The 17,311-nt window shown below is 62.0% G+C and carries 11 protein-coding genes; 6 read left to right on the forward strand and 5 right to left on the reverse strand.

The window, feature by feature from the left end:
• Positions 1-46: 46 nt before the first annotated feature.
• Complete coding sequence (acs, locus tag ACP_RS13390) at positions 47-2,008, reverse strand: acetate--CoA ligase (RefSeq protein ID WP_015897870.1); 1,962 nt, start codon at positions 2,006-2,008, stop codon at positions 47-49.
• A 142-nt stretch (positions 2,009-2,150) separates the two neighbouring features.
• Here acs and kdsB point away from each other — a divergent pair, with 142 nt between their 5' ends.
• Entirely contained in the window at positions 2,151-2,888 is a 738-nt protein-coding gene (gene kdsB, locus ACP_RS13395) for a 3-deoxy-manno-octulosonate cytidylyltransferase (RefSeq protein ID WP_015897871.1), read from the forward strand.
• Between the two features lie 4 nt (positions 2,889-2,892).
• On the opposite strand, the gene ACP_RS13400 is transcribed toward kdsB, so the two are convergent.
• The 3 genes from ACP_RS13400 to ACP_RS13410 form a co-directional block, all read right to left on the reverse strand.
• On the reverse strand, positions 2,893-4,143 hold the full coding sequence (locus ACP_RS13400; RefSeq protein ID WP_015897872.1) for an MFS transporter: 1,251 nt from the start codon (positions 4,141-4,143) through the stop codon (positions 2,893-2,895).
• A gap of 62 nt (positions 4,144-4,205) precedes the next feature.
• Positions 4,206-4,955 carry a response regulator transcription factor gene (locus ACP_RS13405; protein ID WP_015897873.1) on the reverse strand — a complete coding sequence of 250 codons (750 nt, stop codon included), beginning with the start codon at positions 4,953-4,955 and terminating at the stop codon, positions 4,206-4,208.
• A 21-nt stretch (positions 4,956-4,976) separates the two neighbouring features.
• Positions 4,977-5,330: a PilZ domain-containing protein gene (locus ACP_RS13410; RefSeq protein ID WP_015897874.1), complete on the reverse strand. Its 354-nt coding sequence runs from the start codon at positions 5,328-5,330 to the stop codon at positions 4,977-4,979.
• Between the two features lie 520 nt (positions 5,331-5,850).
• Here ACP_RS13410 and ACP_RS13415 point away from each other — a divergent pair.
• Positions 5,851-6,375, forward strand: a complete 525-nt coding sequence (locus ACP_RS13415; RefSeq protein ID WP_015897875.1) for a hypothetical protein — start codon at positions 5,851-5,853, stop codon at positions 6,373-6,375.
• 84 nt (positions 6,376-6,459) lie between these two features.
• Here the strand turns inward: ACP_RS13415 and ACP_RS13420 are convergent, their stop codons facing one another.
• On the reverse strand, positions 6,460-7,437 hold the full coding sequence (locus ACP_RS13420) for an aldo/keto reductase (protein ID WP_041839581.1): 978 nt from the start codon (positions 7,435-7,437) through the stop codon (positions 6,460-6,462).
• 361 nt (positions 7,438-7,798) lie between these two features.
• Here ACP_RS13420 and dxs point away from each other — a divergent pair, with 361 nt between their 5' ends.
• The 4 genes from dxs to ACP_RS13440 all read left to right on the forward strand — a co-directional run bounded on the left by dxs (position 7,799) and on the right by ACP_RS13440 (position 17,302).
• Positions 7,799-9,682, forward strand: coding sequence for a 1-deoxy-D-xylulose-5-phosphate synthase (dxs, locus tag ACP_RS13425; RefSeq protein WP_015897877.1), 1,884 nt, complete (start codon positions 7,799-7,801; stop codon positions 9,680-9,682).
• Between the two features lie 74 nt (positions 9,683-9,756).
• Entirely contained in the window at positions 9,757-10,941 is a 1,185-nt protein-coding gene (locus tag ACP_RS13430) for an acetyl-CoA C-acyltransferase (RefSeq protein WP_015897878.1), read from the forward strand.
• Between the two features lie 50 nt (positions 10,942-10,991).
• Positions 10,992-12,830, forward strand: a complete 1,839-nt coding sequence (locus ACP_RS13435) for an acyl-CoA dehydrogenase family protein (RefSeq protein WP_015897879.1) — start codon at positions 10,992-10,994, stop codon at positions 12,828-12,830.
• 314 nt (positions 12,831-13,144) lie between these two features.
• Positions 13,145-17,302 carry an Ig-like domain repeat protein gene (locus ACP_RS13440; protein ID WP_015897881.1) on the forward strand — a complete coding sequence of 1,386 codons (4,158 nt, stop codon included), beginning with the start codon at positions 13,145-13,147 and terminating at the stop codon, positions 17,300-17,302.
• Positions 17,303-17,311 lie beyond the last annotated feature (9 nt).

Raw genomic sequence — 17,311 nt, forward strand, 5'->3', positions numbered from 1 at the left:
AAGCCCAGGCGCAAGCCCGGGCTTTTTTACGTACACAGCGTAGTGGCTACTCATCCTGCTCGCGCAGCTTGGCCAGCACGGTGAAGTCTTCGAGCGTGGTGGTGTCGCCCTTGAACTCGCCATGCGTTGCCAGCTCGCGCAGCAGACGCCGCATGATCTTGCCGGAGCGGGTCTTCGGCAGCGAATCGGTAAAGCGCATATCGTCGGGCCGGGCCAGCGCGCCAATCTCCTTGGCGACCCAGGCACGCAGCTCTTCCTTGAGTTCCGAGGAGGGCTCGTGGCCCTCTTCGAGCGTCACAAAGGCGGAGATCGCCTGCCCCTTCAGATCATGCGGCCGCCCCACGACAGCCGCCTCGGCCACCTTGGGGTGCGCGACCAGCGCGGACTCGATTTCCATCGTCCCCAGCCGGTGGCCGCTGACGTTGATGACGTCATCGACGCGGCCCATCAGCCAGTAGTAGCCGTCCGCATCCATACGCGCGCCGTCGCCGGTGAAGTAGGAGCCGGGAATATCGGACCAGTACGTCTTCACGTAGCGCTCAGGATCATTGAAGATGGTGCGGGCCATCGAGGGCCACGGCTTGCGAATCACCAGCAGGCCGCCCTGCCCCGCGGGAACAGGTTTGCCTTCTTTTGTAACCACTTCCGGCACAATTCCAGGAAAAGGCCGCGTGGCCGAACCCGGCTTGGTGGGGATAGCGCCCGGCAAGGGCGAGAGCATGATGGCGCCGGTCTCGGTCTGCCACCACGTATCCACAATCGGGCAGCGGTCGCGGCCGATCACCTTGCGGTACCACATCCACGCTTCCGGATTGATCGGCTCGCCGACGGTGCCCAGCAGCCGCAGGCTGTCGAGCTTGTGCCGCATGGGGTGCTCGTCGCCCTGCTTCATGAAGGCGCGAATCGCCGTGGGGGCGGTGTAAAAGATCGTGACCTTGTGGTCGTCGATCATCTTCCAGAAGCGGTCGGGCTGCGGATAAGTCGGCGCACCCTCATACATCACCGTCGTCACGCCATTCTGCAGTGCCCCATAGAGCACGTAGGAGTGGCCCGTCACCCAGCCGATATCGGCCGTGCACCAGAACACATCATCCGGACGCAGATCAAAGATCAGCTTGCTGGTCAGGTAGGTCTGCACGGCATAGCCGCCGGTCGTATGCACCAGACCCTTGGGTTTGCCCGTGGTGCCCGAGGTGTAAAGAATGTAGAGCGGATCTTCTGAGTCCTGATGCTCGGCCGGGCATTGTGCCGGCACGTCCTTCACCAGGTCATGCCACCAGTGATCGCGCCCGCCCTGCATGGTGACAGGGCTGCCCGTGCGCCGGCATACCACCACATTGCGCACAGTGGGGCAGTGGGGCAGCGCTTCATCCACGGCGGCCTTTAGCTTGACTTCGCCCCCGCGCCGCCATGCCGTGTCCTGCGTGATCACGGCGACGGCATGCGCGTCGTTGACGCGATCCACGATGGCGTTCGAGGCAAATCCGCCAAAGATGACCGAATGCACCGCGCCAATGCGGGCGCAGGCCAGCACCGCAACCGCCAGCTCGGGCGTCATGCCCATGTAGATGGCAACGCAGTCTCCCTTGCGAATGCCCAGGGATTTGAGCGCGTTGGCAAAGCGCTGCACCTCCAGGTGCAGATCGCTGAATGTGAGCTTGCGCACATCGCCCGGCTCGCCTTCCCACAGAATGGCGACCTTATCGCCCCTGCCCTCATGCACATGCCGGTCCACGCAGTTGTAGCAGAGATTCAGCTTGCCGCCGGCAAACCACTTCACCCACGGCACTTCGCCTTCGAGCACGTTGTTCCAGCGGGAAAACCAGTGCAGATCGGCGGCCACGTCTCCCCAGAATCCCTCGGGATCTTCCACCGAACGCTGGTAAAGCGCTTCATATTCCGCGAGGCTCTTGACGTAGGCCGCGCGGGAAAATTCCTCCGGCGGTGGAAAGATGCGGTCTTCGCGCAGAGTGGAATCGAGCGATTCATCGGAAGTGTCGATGCTCACGAACACCCTCTCTCATAGCGGCAGCAGCCGCTCGAACCACGTTACTTTCTGCGGTGCACCTCTGGCAACCGTAGGCCGATTTTCCTGGGATTCGGCGCGGTTGCGTTCGCCATTTACACTGCCATTTGGAGAGTCATCCATCGTGTCTTCCCTGAATGTTCTCGGTGTCATTCCGGCCCGCATCGGGTCCACCCGCCTGCCGCGCAAGGTGCTGCGCGAGATTGCCGGCGAGCCCATGCTCGCCTGGGTCTATCGTGCCGCGCGCGCCAGCGGCCAGTTGCGGCAGGTGCTCATCGCTACCGATGCCGAAGAAGTCATGGAGTTTGCACGGCAAAAAGGCCTGCCGGCCATCTTCACGCCCGAGGACTGCGCTAGCGGAACCGATCGCGTCTTTGTGGTGGCGCAGTCGATCGATGCCGATATTTACGTGAACATTCAGGGCGATGAACCCATGCTGACCCCGGCGCACTTCACGGCGCTGCTAGCTCCCTTTGAGCAGCCTCACGTGCAGGTGACCACGCTGTCGGTGCCTTGCTCCGAAGATGAGATCGCAAACCCCAACGCCGTCAAGGTGGTCACTGCCGCCGATGGCCGCGCCTTGTACTTTTCCCGCGCCACCATCCCCTATGATCGCGATGCCGCTGGCTTCATCGGCTACCGCAAGCATCTGGGGCTGTATGCCTATCGCAAGGCAGCGTTGCGGCGCTTTGCCACTCTGCCGCCCTCGCGCCTGGAAGAGATTGAGCGGCTCGAACAGTTGCGCCTGCTTGAAAACGGCATCGACATTCATGTGGCCGAGGCCCCGGGCAGCACCATCGGCGTTGATACCGAGGAGGATCTGCGGGCCGTCGAGCAACTGCTGCTGGAGCGCAAAAAGTAGCCTGTCAGACGCGCAGTTCCACGCCCCGCGACTCGCGCCCAAACGCCGTCACCGTGGCGAGAAAGAGGGCGACAATCACCACCGTCGCGGCCAGCATGCCGCCATAGCTATGCAGTCGTTCGGCGATGCGCGCCTGCAAAAAAATATTCCATGACATCAGCAGATTGCCCAACTGGTAGGCCAGTCCCGGAAAGGTGGCCCGCACCGGCCCGGGCGAGAGTTCGCTGAGATAGGCCGGAACCACGCCCCACGCGCCCTGCACCAGAAACTGCATGGCAAACGCTCCGGCGGCCAGGGTGTAAGGCGAGTGCGAGAGCGCCCATAGAGGAATCGCCGGCAACGTCAGCAGCGCGGCCAGCAGGATGGTCTTCTTGCGGCCGAGCTTTTCTGACAGCGAACCGAAGAGGATGCCGCCCAGAATCGCGCCGATGTTATAGACAATGCCGATATTGCCCGTCACCCGCGGCGAGAAGTGCATCTGCTTCTGCAGAAAGGTGGGATAGAGATCCTGCGTGCCGTGTGACAGCGCATTGAAGCCGGCCATGAGCAGAATCAGAAAAAGAAAGGTCGGCGCATATGCCCGCAGGCCCTCGCGCCAGTGCATGCTTTCGCGGCCGGTGACGCCGCGCACGCGGCTCTCGGCCCAGGCCGGTGACTCCTCCACGCGAAACCCGATGTAGAACACCAGCAGCCCCGGCAGCGCGCCCAGCAGAAACAGCCCACGCCAGCCCACCACCTGGCCATGCCAGTGCAGATGCGTCAGCCATGGGTAAACGGTGGCAAAAGCCAGCGAAGCCAGCAGGTATCCGGCCGAGTAGCCCTCCTGCAGCACGCCAGAGAAAAAGCCGCGGCCCTCCCTGGGCAGAGTTTCGAGTGCGAGGGCAGCGCCCACGCCCCACTCCCCACCCATTGCAATGCCAAAGAGCGCGCGCAGAATCAGCAGCGTATGCAGCGATCCGGCAAAGGCGCAGGCAATCTCAAATACCGAGTAGCACGCGATGTTGAGCATCAGCGTGGGGCGGCGTCCGAAGCGGTCGGCGAGGTAGCCGAAAAGAATCGCCCCCACCGGCCGAAAGGCCAGCGTCAGTGTGACGGCCAGGCCGACCTCTGGAATGCGGGCATGAAACCCGGCCGCCAAAGCCGGAATGCAAAAGACCAGCAGAAAGAAATCAAAGGCGTCGAGCGACCAGCCCAGAAAGCAGGCAAAAAAGGCATGTCGCTGAGGGGCGGTGAGATTCTGGAGTGTCTTGAGCATGTGCGGCTGCGGCTTCTGACCGAGAGTATCAGAGCCACAGCCTGGAGCGCAGAGCGCAAGGACTACTTGGGAGGGATCGGCATCTCGATGGGCTGGCCATCCTCGCCGCCGGCGCGCTTGTGCAACTGGTGGTGCAGGCAATAAAGCGCCAGCTCAAGGCGGTCTGAAACGCCGAGCTTGTCATAAATCTTGCGCAGGTAATTTTTTACCACCTGCTCGGTGGTGCCGAGCTGATAGGCAATCTCTTTGTTGCGTTTGCCCTGCGTGATGCAGCTGATAATGGCCAGCTCTTTTTGCGAAAGCCGGGGCTGCGAACGCGGATTGGTCAAAGCCGAGGCCTGCGAGCGGTAAGCCTCGATCACCCAGTTCACCGACTGGTTGTCGATCCAGGTTTCACCGGCGGCAATTTTGCGCACGCAGCGCACCAGCAGGTCCGGCGAAATCGAGCGGGGAATGATGCCGCGCACGCCGCGCCGGTACAGCTCGACCGTGTGCGCTTCGTCGGTGGCCGCCGTCTGCACAATAATCTTGAGTTCGGGCGCCATCTTCACAATTTCAGGGATCGCGTTGGTCGTGCCCGCGAGCAGGCTGCCTTCCAGCAGTAGCACATCGGCCGGATGCTTCTCAATGCTGGAGAGCAGATGCGCGATGCTGTCCACCTGGGCCACGACGCGCAGGTCGTCTTCCAGGGCAAAGACCTTCCTCATACCAACGCGGTAGATGGCCTGGGAGTCCGCCAGAATAATCCGGATAGCATCCTTCTCGGGGCTCTGTACGTTCAGGTTTTCTGTGTTTTCTTTCCCGTCCACCATGATCTAGTCCATGTCTGCAAGTTACTGGAACCGGTATTCGTCTATCACCACTGCGCAATAAGACACGCCATCTTTCTCATAGGCGCGCAAGGCTCTACCTGTGCAGTGAATGGCTGCTGTGCTCTGCATTCCCAGAACGCCAGCCGGTATCTCCACAAGAAACTCCACCGTTGTTCCAGGTTCAATCCCTCTATCCAGGCGAAGCAAGACTCCGCCCGATGAGAAGTTTTCTGATTCTCCTGAATATTCCTCGCCATTGGCAATCACACGAATGGGCAAGTGCAGCGGAAAACGGACTGCGCTGCGCACTCCTTCAGAGAGTTCAAGATTGATCTGCTGCTCGTGAAGAGACTGCTCTCGCATTGCAAAGCTCATGACGGAGTCTCCGTGCTGGTCTTGCCCATTCTTCACCAGCCATTCATGCATTACCTTGGAGGATTACTGAAGTGTACCGAAACATTGATGCTCTGGCTACTAAAACCATTCTCGTGAACTTGCCCAGCCACTGGCAAAAATCAGATCTGGGCACTTTTCGGGAAAGCCCGGAAGCATGCAAGTGGCTCAGCAGACGGGGGCAGTTATCGCTGGGCTCGCGCCGCGGTTTATTACTTAGGTAATGGGAGGAAATCCAGTTCAGCACCCGGATTCGTATTCATGGCAGAAGGAAGCTTGAGACCTCGATTCGGGCACGTGCCTGAAAAGGCTCTCAGACCGATGCGATTTTTCGTCTTATGGCCGCAAGTGTGAGCTAATATATCGGGAGATACGACAGCACCCATTTGAGCGGTGCCTGGCACTTGACTCCGCAGTTAGTATTCCTTTCTTTCCCCTATCTCCAGCATCTGGCGAAGTTGTCTGTTCTGACCGCGCAAATATAGCGCGAGGAGATTCTGGAATGCCTGTACCTTTGCTGCTCGTTTTAGTCCTGGCCACCATGCTGGTGTATTACACCTACTGGAAGCGCAAACAGGACCGTGTGCGTTCTTCAAGCTGGGACTGGATTGCATCGCAGCTCCGTTCCAACAACGAATTTAACTTTGACAGGGTCTCCCACCGGTATCTCTATGAGGACGGCATCACGGCCACGCCTTCCAACGTATGGGAGAAAATCAACGGCGTCGCCGGACTCTGGGCGATGTTTCGCAACGCCGGCCTCTTCCTTCGCCTGGCTGATTACGCGACCGACCACGGCGCAGAGGCTCCGGAAGAACTGCTCGAAAGCCTGCGGGCCGATGCCATCCAGATTCGTGTCGCGGTCCTGCTAGCCACCGCGAAATATCTCTCCACCTATTCCCAGGTCGCGGCCAGCGTCAATGCGCACCGTGCCGCGACGGCTTACAGTTCCATGCTGGCGCACATGACGCGGCTTTTTCAGGATCACTCCACTTTGCTCTTTCCGCGTTTTCTGGAGTGCATGTAATCCGCGCTGCCTCTTGATCCTTCCTGAGACAGAAAAGGCGTCCCGCTTCGAGCAGGACGCCTTTTGTCTTTAGCCGTGAGTGGCTTACGGATGCTCGGCGAGAAAGCCATCGATGCGGCGCGCTTCCTCATCACTCAACCGGAAGTGCAGGGCCGGAATAATGCCATCCACCTGGTCGGGGCGCCGCGCACCTACAATGGCCGCCGTCACCGCGGGGTTCCGCAGCGTCCAGGCAATGGCCACGACGCCCGGTTCCACTCCGTGTCCGCTCCCGATTTCGCGCAGCAATTCGGCGAGCTTCAGGTTGCGGGAGAGCTTCGGCTCCTGGAAGTTCGGGTTGCGCCGCCGCCAGTCATCGTCCGGCATCTGCTCAACGCGCTCGGCCGTCATCTTTCCGGTGAGCAGCCCCGAGGCCATGGGGGAATAGTTGATCACGCCAATTTTATGCTGCTGGCAATAGGGCAAAATCTCTTTCTCCACCGCCGGATTCACGAGTGAATAAGGCGGCTGCAGCGAGGTGACGGGCGCGATCTTTTGCGCGCGCCTGATCTGGTCCACGTTGAAGTTGGAGACGCCGATGTAGCGCACCTTGCCCTGCTGCTGAAACTTCGCCAGCGTCTCCCAGCCTTCTTCAATCTCCTCGTCCGGGTTGGGCCAGTGAATCTGGTAGAGATCAATGGTCTCCACCTGCAGGCGGCGCAGCGAATTCTCCAGCTCTTCCTGTAGCGAAGCCGCCTTCAGGCTCCGGTAGATTTCGCGCTTGTCATCCCATCGCATCGAGCACTTGGTGAAGATATACGGGCGCTTGCCGCTGTTCTTGAGCGCACGTGCCACCACTTCTTCTGATCGGCCCAGCCCGTATACCGCGGCGGTGTCAATCCAGTTGATGCCAAGGTCGAGGGCGCGCTCAATCGTGCGCACCGAATCATCATCGTCTTGCGAACCCCAGCCGAACTGCCAGTTGCCGCCACCAATCGCCCAGGCGCCAAAGCCGATGGGCGTCAGGTGCAGGTCAGAGTTGCCGAGAGTCCGCGTCTGCGGAGGAGTAGTTGTGGATGCCATACCTTCAATGGATGCCACACCGGAGGCTTTTGCTGCAAGAGGTGCACTGTCAGTGCTTTTGACGCAGCTTCAGAGAAGGCAACGCTCGCACAAGGTCCGTCTTCCGGCTCGTGAGCCATTCGAATTCCACCCGCCGGGCCAGCTTCGGCATAGCGCCGCGTTCACTTTTCCTGCGCTCCCGGAAGAATCGCTGCGTCTCTTCTATGTCACAACAAAGAACATAAGACAGGGTTGATATACTAAGGGCTGGACGGAGGCCGTCCGGGAGATCCTATAGACCCCTTCCGGGGTCTTTTTTGATGCTCCATGTCATCTATATAAAGTCCGGAGCTCAATTCGCACCGGGGTCTCCGAGGAACGCATGGGTAATCTTCTCAACTCGATTCACTCGCCTGCCGACATCAAGCATTTCAGTGTGCCTCAGCTCGAAGCTCTCGCGCAGGAGATTCGCGACCGTCTCATTCAGAGCGTGGCCCGCACCGGCGGCCACATCGGTCCCAACCTCGGCGTGGTTGAGTTGACTATCGCAATGCACTATGTGTTTGACACGCCGCAGGACCGCTTCGTTTTTGACGTCAGCCATCAGGCGTATGTGCACAAGCTGCTGACGGGCCGCGCCAATCGCTTTGATACGCTGCGCCAGCCCGGCGGTCTGAATGGCTTCATGCTGCGCAGCGAGAGCCAGCACGACTCCTACGGAGCGGGGCACGCCGGCACGGCGCTCTCGGCGGCATTGGGCATGGCTGTGGCGCGTGACATCGCCGGCGGCCATGAGCATGTCGTCGCCCTGGCCGGAGACGCCGCCTTCACCAACGGCATCTCGTTTGAAGCACTCAACAACATTGCCGACCAGACCCGCCGCCTCATCGTGGTCCTCAATGACAACGAGTGGTCCATTGACCGCAACGTGGGCGCCATCGCACGCTACCTGCACAAGATTGTCACCAACGAGCATGTTTCGCAGTTCCATGATTCGGCGGCCCGCCTGCTCAAGCGCATCGGCGGTCCGGCTGCGGCCAACATGGTGCGCCGCGCCGAGGAAGCTGCGAAAGGCATGCTGTGGCCTTCGGTGCTCTTTGAAGAGTTCGGCCTCACCTACTACGGCCCCATCGACGGCCATAACCTCAGCCTGCTCATTGACACCTTCAAGTTTCTCAAGCAGCAGGACCGCCCCGTGCTGCTGCACGCCATCACCCAGAAGGGGCGCGGCTTTGAGCCCGCGCTCGCGGGGCAGAAAAAGTTCCACGGCCTCGGGCCCTTTGACCCAGAGACAGGCGAAACCAGCTCTTCCGGGCAGCCCACTTACTCCGAGGTGTTCGCGCGCTCTCTCGTCAAACTCGCTGACCAGAATGACAAGGTCGTCGCCATCACGGCAGCCATGCCCAACGGCACCGGGCTCGACCACTTCCGCCCGCACCATCCTGCGCGCTATTTTGACGTGGGCATCGCCGAGGAGCACGCGGTCATCTTTGCCGCGGGCATGGCCACGCGCGGTTTCAAGCCCTATTGCGCCATCTATTCCACATTTCTGCAGCGCGCCTTTGACCCCATCGTGCATGATGTCTGCCTGCAAAATCTGCCCGTCGTCTTCTGCATGGATCGCGGCGGCCTCAGCGGCGATGACGGCCCCACACATCACGGCCTCTTCGACATCAGCTATCTGCGCGGCATTCCCAACATCGTGCACATGGTGCCCGCCGATGAAGACGAGCTCGCCGACATGATGTACACCGCCATGCTGCACGATGGCCCGTCTGCCATCCGCTATCCGCGCGGCACCGGCCCGGGCCATGCCGTAAAGCAGCAGCCCGAGGCGCTGCCCATCGGCAAGGCAAAGGTGCTGCATGAGGGCGAGGACATCGCCATTCTGGGCCTCGGCGCACTATTGCCCATGGCGGAACAGATTCGCGAAGAGCTGGCGCGCCAGGGCTATCGCGCCGCCGTCATCAATCCGCGTTTTGTAAAGCCGGTCGATACCGAACTGCTGGCGCATTACGCAGACCGCGTGACGGCTTTTCTCACGCTCGAAGATCATGTACTCATGGGCGGCTTCGGCAGCGCCGTCATGGAAGAGCTGAACGCCCTTGGCAAGAGCACGCCCGTGGTTCGCATCGGCTGGCCTGACCGCTTCATCGAGCACGGCAAGGTCGATCAACTGCGCGCCCGTTACGGCATCAGCGTCGAGGCCGCGATGGAAAAGCTCGCGCCCTACCTCACCCGCAGCGCACCACTTTCGGTTCGTTGAGCGTGCGCCTGCTGGCAGCTTCGTTGCTCCGCGCGCGCTCAGAGTGATAGCGTCAGAGGGCGACAGGGGGTTCTATGCCAGAAGCTGTCATCGTCAGCGCCGTCCGTACTCCAGCCGGCAAGGCTCCACGCGGCCGGCTCGCCGCGGTGCGGCCCGATGACCTGGCTGCCATCGCCATCCAGGGTGCTCTGGCGCGTGTGCCCGCGCTGGATTCTCGCGAGATAGAAGACATCATCGTCGGTTGCGCCATGCCTGAGGCAGAGCAGGGCATGAACGTCGCTCGCATTGCGGCCCTGCGCGCCGGACTGCCGGTCGAGACTGCGGCCATGACCGTCAACCGCTTCTGCTCCTCGGGCCTGCAGACCATCGCCCTCGCCGCGCAGCAGATTCTCACCGGCCAGTCGCGCGTGGTGCTGGCGGGTGGCACCGAGTCGATGAGCATGGTGCCGATGGGCGGCAACAAGGTCAGCGCCAATCCCTGGCTCATCGATCACCATCCCGATGTTTATCTCTCCATGGGCCTCACTGCCGAAAATCTGGCGCGAAAGTTCGGCATCACCCGCGAAGACGCCGACACGTTTGCCCTCGCGAGCCACCAGAAAGCACTGGCCGCGATCGAGCAGGGCATCTTCGCCGGAGAAATTGTGCCCGTTACGGTGACAAATACTTCGCCCGGCGCCAGCCCGGCGCATGTGGCGCAAGCATCGGCTCTTTTTGATACCGATGAAGGCCCCCGCGCCGATACTTCGTTGGAAGCGCTGGCTAAACTCAAGCCGGCCTTTCACGCGCAGGGCACGGTCACACCAGGCAACTCCTCGCAGACCTCAGACGGCGCGGCCATGGCAGTCGTGATGGAGGCCGCACGTGCGCGTGAGCTCGGCCTCGCTCCCTTGGCACGCTTTGTCAGCTTTGCCACCGCCGGTTGCGCGCCAGAGGAGATGGGCCTCGGCCCCGTCTTCGCCATTCCCAAAGCTCTGCGGCAGGCTGGACTCACGCTCGAACAGATCGACCGCATCGAGTTGAACGAAGCCTTTGCCGCGCAGTCGCTCGCCGTGATCCGCGAGGCCCATCTCGACCCCGGCAAGGTCAACGTGCACGGCGGCGCCATCGCGCTCGGCCATCCGCTCGGCTGCACCGGAGCCAAGCTGACGGCCACACTCCTGCACTCCATGCGCCGCGACCGTCTCCGCTACGGACTCGTCACCATGTGCGTCGGCGGCGGCATGGGCGCGGCCGGCATCTTTGAGAATCTTGCGTAATGCCCGCCTCTTGCGCGTTACGATAGCCTATTGGCACGGGAGGTTCGCTTATGGCCCAGCTCAGCACTCCGGCAATCTCCGCCCCCGCTGGCGGTGGTTTTCTCCTCGAAGACGCCAGCCCTGAAAGCATCTTTATCCCCGAAGACTTTTCGCCCGAGCAGCGGCAGATCGCCGCCACCACCGCAGCCTTTGCGGAAAGGGAAGTGCTGCCCGTCGCCGTTGCCCTCGAGAGCAAGGACTTCGACCTGCTGCGCAAACTCATGCGCAAGGCTGGCGACCTTGGTCTGCTGGGCGTCGATGTGCCCGAGGACTGCGGCGGCCTCGCGCTCGATAAGGTCACCTCGGCCATCGTCGCCGAGAATATCTCGCGGCTGGCCAGCTTCTCGGTCGCCTTCAGCGCCCACGTCGGCATTGGAACGCTGCCGCTCGTCTGGTACGGCACGGAAGAGCAGCAGCAGAAATATCTGCCGCGCCTCGCCAGCGGCGAGTGGATCGCCGCCTACGCGCTCTCCGAGGCCTCGTCCGGCTCCGATGCCATGAACATTCGCACCCGCGCCACGCTCTCGCCTGACGGGCAGCACTATGTGCTCAACGGCGAAAAAATGTGGATCACCAATGCCGGCGTCGCGAACCTCTTCACCCTCTTCGCCCGCATCGTCGATCCCGCTGATCCGGATCCCGCGCACACACAGTTCTCCGCTTTTCTCATCGAGCGCGACACTCCGGGCCTGACCGTCGGGCCTGAGGAGCACAAGCTCGGCATTCGCGGCTCCTCCACCTGCCCGCTCATTCTCTCCGATTGCAGGGTGCCCGTGGCCAACCTGCTGGGCGAGGCGGGCAAAGGCCACCACATCGCCTTCAACATTCTCAACATTGGCCGCTTCAAGCTCGGCGCGGCCTGTCTCGGCGGCGCCAAGCACTCTCTCGCGGACTCGATCGCCTACGCCCGCGACCGCAAGGCCTTCGGCAAAAGCATCACCGAGTTCGGCCTCATCCAGCAGAAGATCGCCGATGCGGCGGCCCGCATCTTCATGGGCGAATCGATGACCTACCGTGCCATCGGGGCCATTGACGCCGCGCTGGCCGCCATACCGCCAGAGCAGGCCGCCGGCTCCCGCGAGATTCAAAAGCGCATCGAGGCCTATGCCATCGAGTGCTCCATCCTCAAGGTGTGGGCCTCAGAGATGCTGGGCATTGTGACCGACCACGGCGTGCAGATTCACGCCGGCTACGGCTATGTCGAGGACTACCCGGCGGAGCGCGCCTGGCGTGATGCCCGCATCAACCGCATATTTGAGGGCACCAATGAGATCAACCGCCTCATCATCTCCGGCTTTCTGATGAAGCGCGCCGTCTCGGGCCAGCTCCCGCTGCTGCCTGCGATTCAAAAGCTGATGGAAGAGGTGCTTGCCCCGCCATCCCTCTCCGCCGCTCCAGATACATCGGACCCGCTCGCGCGCGAGGCAGGCCTGCTCGCGGCAGCAAAAAAAATCACGCTCTTCGCGGCCGGCGTCGCCAGTCAAAAATATGGCTCGGCGCTCATCAATCAGCAGGAGATCATGGCCGCCCTCGCCGATCTCACCACCGAGGTCTACGCGCTCCAGTCCGCGCTGCTGCGCGCCCGCAAGCTGCGGCAATCAGGGGAGCGGGCCGATCGCATCTCGCTCGCCGAATCCATGACCGCGCTCTACGCCATCTCCGCCTTTGAAAAGGTCACCGCCGCCGCCGAGCTCGTCGCCGCCGCCGTGGCGGAGGGCGACACCCTGCGCACGCATCTCGCCATCCTGCGCCGCTTTGCCCGCCATGAGCCGGCCAACGCCGTCGCCCTGAGCCGTCAGATCGCGGCGGCGGCGGTCGAAAAGAGCCGTTATCCGCTCACGATGGCCTGAGTACGGCAAAATCTTTTTCTTGAGGACAACCTTTTGCCCCGCGTTGGTGTCTATGACAGCGCGCCGCGAGAGGCAACCCGCGACCGGCGTTTTTATCCTGTCAGGGGCCTGCGCTTGACAGCCTATTTTGCTTCGCATAAACCTTAGCCATCTGCAGGTTACTCATCAGGAGCCCGCAAATGCGCCTGGCCGTGCTGTGCCGGCTCACCGGCCGCCATGGAGACACTTGAACCGCACGCATCATTGCAATGCGTGCCTGCCGCCGCGCCAATGCCGGCCATAACCAGTACGATTTCATTTTTCAAGGATGGGCCATGACCTTCCGTCGCCTCCGCAATCTCACAGCCAACGTGGCAGCCTCCGCTTTGGCGGCCTGCCTGTTGCCCGCCGCCCTGCATGCGCAGAGCGTCGGTGCGTCTTCACAGATTCCCAGCCGCATCTCCGGTCCCATCAGTGAGAGTTCGCTGGTGACGCTCAAGGGCAATGTCTCTCCGCTGGCCACCACCGCCAATGATCGTGGCGCCGCGCCGGCGAGCCTGCAGCTCAGCCAGATGCATCTGGTGCTCAAGCGCACCGCCGCGCAGCAGACCGCCCTCACGCAGCTCATTCAGGCGCAGCATGATCCGTCAAGCCCTCAGTATCACAAGTGGCTCACCCCCGCCGAGTTCGGCGCAAAGTTTGGCCCCTCCCAGCAGGACGTGCAGAGAATCGAATCCTGGCTGAGCTCGCAGGGCTTCAGCAACGTCAAGGCCGATCCCGGCAATCTGACCATCCGCTTCGACGGCAGCGTCTCGCAGCTTCAGAACACCTTCCACACTACCTATCACCAGTACGCCATCAACGGCCAGATGCACTACGCCGCGGCGACTGAGCCGATGATCCCCTCCGCGCTCGCGCCCGTCGTGAAGGGCTTCGTCTCCCTCAACGATTTTCCTGTCCGCTCCTACAGCCGCAAGCTGGGCCTGGCTACCTACAACCCCGAGACGCACAAGGCCACGCCGCAGTGGACGTACCCTGAGGGTAACGGCGAATCTTTCGTCCTCAGCCCGCAGGATTTTGGCGTGGAATACGACCTGCCCAATCCGGCTCTGAACTCGAGCTACAGCGGCACCACTTACGACGGCACCGGGCAGACCATCGCCATCATCAATGACTCGAACATCAACGTGTCGCTCGTCAACAGCTTCCGCTCGCTCTTTAATCTGCCCGCCAATCCGCCGCAGGTCATCATTGATGGCAATGATCCCGGCATCGACGGCGTCAACAATCCTGACGGCTCCAATGGTGACTCCAGCGAGGCCTATCTCGATGTGGAATGGGCCGGAGCCGTCGCTCCCAAGGCGACCGTGGATCTCGTCATTGCTGCCGATACGGCGAGCGAATCAGGCCTGATTCTCGCCGCCGAGCATGCTGTTTACAGTGACCTCGCGCCCGTCATGAGCGTCAGCTTCGGCAATTGCGAGGCGAGCCTGGGTGCTTCGAGCAACGAGTTTCTCAGCAACCTTTGGGAGCAGGCCGCGGCCGAAGGCATCACGGTCATTGTCTCCTCAGGCGACAGCGGCTCGGCTGGATGCGACAATCCCAACACCGAGACCTATGCCACCAAGGGCACCGGCGTGAACGGCTTCGCGTCCACCCCCTACAACGTCGCCGTGGGCGGTACCGACTTCTACTACAGCAGTTGGAATCAGGGCACGAACGCCATCGATACGCAACTCGGCACCTACTGGAGCGGTCAGACCTCCACCACGCCCACCGAGTCGCTCAAGCAGTACATCCCCGAGCAGGCCTGGAATGACAGCCAGTTTGGCGACGACATTCTCAACTACTACAACCTGACCGGCAGCTCCACCATTGTGGGTGGCGGCGGCGGAGCCAGCAGCGACGCCTACTGCTCCGGCACTATCAGTTCCTCCACCGGAAGCTGCTCCGTCAACCTGACCGGCTACCCCAAGCCCGCGTGGCAGTCCGGCACCGGCGTGCCGTCTGACAAGGTGCGTGACGTCCCTGACGTCTCGCTCTTCGCGGCCGACGGAATCAACGCCAGCTACTATCCCATCTGCGCTTCTGACGGAGACTGCCAGAGCGCCTCGGGCAGCAATCCGGTGCAGATCACGGGCATCGGCGGCACCTCCGCTGCCGCTCCCGCCTTCGCGGGCATCATGGCGCTGGTCAACCAGGCCACCAACAACCGCCAGGGCCAGGCGGACATGGTGCTCTACCCGCTCGCCGCGCAGTATCCCGCGGCCTTCCATGATGTTGTCAACGGCTCCAACAGTGTGCCTTGCCAGTACTCCGCGACTTCCACCTCGAACTCGCCCAACTGCATCGCGGCTTCCAACGCCATCACCGTCAACAACGTCACCGAAGGCCAGCTCGGCACCGGCACCACGCCCGCATACAACGCGGGCACCGGCTACGATCAGGCCAGCGGCCTCGGCTCCGTCGATGCAGCCAAGCTGATCGCGGACTGGAGCAACGTCAAGTTCGCCTCCACCACAGTAACGCTCACTCCGTCATCCACCTCTTTCACGCACGGCAGTGCGATCACCATTCAGGGCAGCGTGACCGGCGGATCGACCACCCCCACCGGTACAGTGGCGCTTGTCACCAGCAGTTCGGAACCCGTACAGGGCGGCGTGACCAACTTCACGTTGTCCAATGGCAGCTACTCCGCCAGCATCAATTTTCTGCCCGGTGGTACCTATCAGATCTGGGGGCAGTACAGCGGCGACAGCGCCAACGCTGCTAACACGTCCAGCAAGACCAGCATCACCGTCAATCCTGAAAGCAGCACTCTTGAGCTGAGCATTCCCAATGTCGGCTCGTCCTCCACCGGAACGCAGGCAATCTCTTCCGGCGGCAGTGTTCCTTACGGAACTCAGTTGCTTCTGGACGGCCGCCCCGAACCTTCCTCTTGCGCATCGAATGGTTGCAGTTCCACCGGCTACGGCGTTCCCACCGGCACCGTAGCTTTCGCTGACAATGGTGCCACCCTCAACACCGCAACCATCAACAGCGAAGGCGTTGCGGAATACAACGCCCCCTTCGCGGTCGGATCGCACTCCGTCACGGCCACCTACTCGGGAGACAACAGCTACAACACTTCCAGCGCTTCGGCGATCAACTTCACCATCACCAAAGACACGCCCTCGGTTTCGCTCACCGGCTCCGGATACCTGGGAGCCAGCACCGCTGGAGCCGATCAATACTTGCAGGGCCAGGCCAATTCCCTCAACGTGCTGGTCGAAAACTCCGCGAATGCCGCTCTTGAGTCAAGCTTTAACAATCAGTTGCTGGCAGCGGTTCCCGTGGCGGCGCCTACCGGTAACGTAACAATTACGGTTACAGGACCGCAGGCTTACACCTTCACGCAAGCGCTTTCCGCTGGAACCGATAGATCGACCGCGAGTGTGTACGGCGTAGCCTCCTTCACCTTGCCTTCCAGCGCACCTGCCGGCACCTACTCAGTGCAGGTGACCTATCCGGGCGATGGGAACTATGCGCCAGTCACGCAGACCTCCTCGCTGGTGCTGGAGACTGCTTCGGCTGCCGGGCTCAACACCGGCTCCATGGCCTCCACTACCAGCGCCACTGCCACCGGTGGAGACAACAACGGCGGCACCTCCTCCACGGCGGCCATTACGGTGAGCATTTCCGTCACCGGCATCAGCGGCAGTGCGGCACCCACCGGCACCGTGGTGCTCGACGCCAGCGGCCAGCAGGTCGGCTCGGCCACGCTGGCTGCACCCAGCAGCGGAGTCACCAGCACGGCGACGGTTACTCTGAGCAGCGCAAGCCTGCTGCAGGGCAGCAACCAAATCCAGGTGCAATACGTCGGAGATTCCAATTACCAGCCATCTTCGAATACGCTGATCCTCAACAACTCGCTCTCCGACTTCTCCATGGTTCCGTCCACCAGCTTCGTCGGTATCTCGGCTGGCGGCAATGCGACTGTTCCCATCACGCTTTCTTCGGTGAATGGATTCAACGGAGCCATCAACATCACCTGCAATGCGGGCACCGGCATTACATGCGCGCTCGACCACTCCTCTTACACCATTGCCGCTGGCGGAACAGCAACAGCGCAACTGACGCTCACCGCAAGCAGCAGCGCCTCCAACGCAACCAACCCGTTCAACGGCTGGCTCGGTGGCGGAGCGGCGTTGGCCTGTGCCTTCCTGCTCGCGATTCCGGCTCGCAAGCGTAGCTGGCGCGGCATGCTCGGCGTGCTTCTTCTCATCGTCGTGCTGGGCTTCGGCATCGGTTGCGGCAGCAGCAGCAGCAGCAGCGGCTCCGGCAGTGGCGGCTCTGGAGGAAGCGGTGGCTCGGGTGGCAGCGGCGGCTCCGGCGGCGGCAGCACCAGCAACAACAACTTTGGAGCTTCGTGCCCCAACTGCATCAACGTGAGCGTGACAGCCACTTCCGGCAATACGACCCACACGCTCTCCATCGCGGCAGACGTTCAATAACTCGTCTTC

The organism is Acidobacterium capsulatum ATCC 51196 (genome assembly GCF_000022565.1).
Classification (GTDB): Bacteria; Acidobacteriota; Terriglobia; order Terriglobales; family Acidobacteriaceae; genus Acidobacterium; species Acidobacterium capsulatum.